The sequence below is a fragment of the Nafulsella turpanensis ZLM-10 genome (genome assembly GCF_000346615.1).
Lineage (GTDB): Bacteria > Bacteroidota > Bacteroidia > Cytophagales > Cyclobacteriaceae > Nafulsella > Nafulsella turpanensis.
The window spans coordinates 1-2,483 of sequence record NZ_ANNU01000029.1 but is presented as its reverse complement, the minus strand read 5'-3'; the positions used below and the strand labels follow the sequence as shown (position 1 = coordinate 2,483).

The window sequence follows — 2,483 nt, the reverse complement described above, 5'->3', positions numbered from 1 at the left end:
TATAAACAAGTTGAACAAAACCTCCTTCGTCGGTAATTTAGGCAGCTTCTATTTCTTTATTTAGGCTCTTTCTCTTTTATTTTTTTTAATGGAGGGTTATCTTAAGCTATTGATAACTAATTTTTTACATCATGGAAAAAAAAGCTTAGACCCCTGATGGAACAGGAGATGGTGATCCGTAACTATTCTCCCCACACCATCCGCACCTACCTCAGTTTGCTTACTCACCTGGCAGCTTATTACCAATGCTCACCGGCAGATTTAAGCATAGGACAGATAAAGAAATACCTCTATTACTGTGCCTATGAGAAACAGTTGTCAGCCTCCACCCTTAATCAGATTATTAGTGCAGTAAAGATTCTTTTTACAGATATTCTGGGAAGAGCCTGGGAGCCAGTTAATCTTAAACGGCCTCGTAAAGAAAAGAAACTTCCTGTTGTCTTCTCCAGAGAAGAGATGGCTTCTTTGCTTAGAAGTGTTGACAACATCAAGCATAAAGCCATTCTTTCTACTGCTTATTCTACGGGTATGCGGCTAGATGAGGTTCGCAGGCTTGAGTTTAGTGATATCGATGCAAGCCGGATGCAGATACGGGTACAACGGGGAAAGGGAAAGAAGGCACGGGTGACGCTGCTCTCAGAGAAATTACTTGGGCAACTAAGGGAGTATTACAGGATTTACCGACCTCTGCACTACCTCTTTGAAGGCCGAAAAAGAGGAGCACCTATCAGTAGCAGGACTATTCAGGCGGTTTTCCGGCAAAGCGTAGAAAGGGCTGGTATTCAAAAGCCGGTAAGCTTCCACTCCATCAGGCATTCTTTTGCTACTCACCTACTTGAAGCAGGAACAAATCTGCGGATGATTCAACAACTGCTGGGTCACAGTTCCTTTAAAACGACTACTATTTACCTTCATGTGAGCTGCTTCAATCCAAAAGAGGTATCTAATCCTTTTGACGGTCTGGAGGAGCTAAAACAGCAGGATGATGAGGAATGAGCGGAACCAGCAGGCAGAACTGTCAGATGTTTTTCAGCAGCATGCCGAAGCATACCAAAGCAGGTATTCCTTATGTAGTAGCCAACAAAAAGCTTTCGATGCTATTAGAGGATGTCGTACTGCGGCGATGGGCAGTCACAGTAGCAGTTGTGATAGCTGCGGTCATAAAAATATGAGCTACAATTCCTGTCGTAACAGGCATTGTCCTAAATGTCAATACCTCAAGCAAGTTGTTTGGGTCGATAAGCTTCAGGGCAGACTGCTGCCTACCCGTTATTTTCATATTGTATTTACAGTGCCAGAGTTCTTTAAAAGGTTATTCTATCTGAATCAGCGGAAGTGTTATGACCTCTTGTTCAAAGCTTCGGGACGGGCTATTCAAAAGGCAGCAGCCAATCCTTCTTTTCTTGGAGCAGAGGGTGGATGTTTATCAGTGCTGCACACCTGGGGACAATCCTTGCATTATCATCCACATATCCATTGCCTGGTCCCTGCCGGTGGCTTAGATGCTGATGGCATGGAGTGGATAGAGGCACATAAGAAGTTCTTTGTGCCGGTGAAAGCTTTGTCGAAGATATACAGAGGGATATTTATGAAGCTGCTGGAGGGGCTCCTGAATGAAGAGCAGCTTAAAATACCCGAAAAGGATACAGCTTTGTACAGCGATAGAAAAGCTTTAAAGCAGAGATGTTATGCTGGTCTTTGGCATGTGCATATTAAAAAGACCTTCAAAGGAGGTAATCAGGTAGTCAGCTATTTAGGCCGCTACACCCACAGGGTTGCCATCAGCAACAGCCGCATCTTATCCCTGGAGGCGGATAAAGTCAGCTTTAAGTGGAAGGACTACCGAGATAACCGCTGGAAAGTAATGGATTTGGAACCGATGTGTTTTATCAACAGGTTCATGCAACATATTCTTCCTACCGGATATTACAAGATAAGGTACTTTGGCTTGTTTGCTGCTGTGAACAGTAAGACAAAGATGGCACAATGCTTTGCCCTGATGCAGACAGCTCCAAAAGCCTCTGTTTACCAGGGGCTCTCGATGTATGAAGTTTTGAAGATGGTGACAGGAAAAGATATTGCCACCTGCCCTTCCTGTGGAAAAGGAAGAATGCTCACCAGGGATAAAGAAGTCATTCCGGAACATGAGCAACCGTAGATAAAAATGGGTAAACGTTCTTTGAGATAATAGTTAAAAAAGACGGATTCGGGACGTGCCGGGAGAGGTATGCCCCTGGCTGAGAACTTTTATGAGATTAGAATAAAATAAAGCCAAAGATAAAGCCGGCCAGCTAGTCTTTTGCCAAAAATACCTGCTCCGGGAAAGAAGCTGAAAAATAGAATGCCCATAGCACGGCTTCGTTCAACTCAATTTTATACAAAATCCTGTAACCTCTTCTCTGCTCCAGCTTTTACACCATTAGGTTTTCTCCTCTTTATCTCTTATTTTTTTGCTCAGACTTTGCATAAAACCCTGTAAAGTT

Annotated in this window: 2 protein-coding genes; both read left to right on the top strand. The window is 43.5% G+C overall.

The window, feature by feature from the left end; all coding sequences use genetic code 11:
* Positions 1-156 precede the first annotated feature (156 nt).
* Entirely contained in the window at positions 157-996 is an 840-nt protein-coding gene (xerA, locus tag F752_RS0112390; RefSeq protein ID WP_017732068.1) for a site-specific tyrosine recombinase/integron integrase, read from the top strand.
* Positions 983-2,158, top strand: a complete 1,176-nt coding sequence (locus F752_RS0112385; protein ID WP_026135710.1) for an IS91 family transposase — start codon at positions 983-985, stop codon at positions 2,156-2,158. The genes xerA and F752_RS0112385 overlap by 14 nt, the downstream gene beginning before the upstream one ends.
* Positions 2,159-2,483 lie beyond the last annotated feature (325 nt).

Excerpts from the sequence above, each read along its gene's own strand:
- xerA (WP_017732068.1), top strand. The coding sequence starts at position 157 with ATGGAACAGGAGATGGTGATCCGTAACTATTCTCCCCACACCATCCGC.
- F752_RS0112385 (WP_026135710.1), top strand. The coding sequence starts at position 983 with ATGATGAGGAATGAGCGGAACCAGCAGGCAGAACTGTCAGATGTTTTT.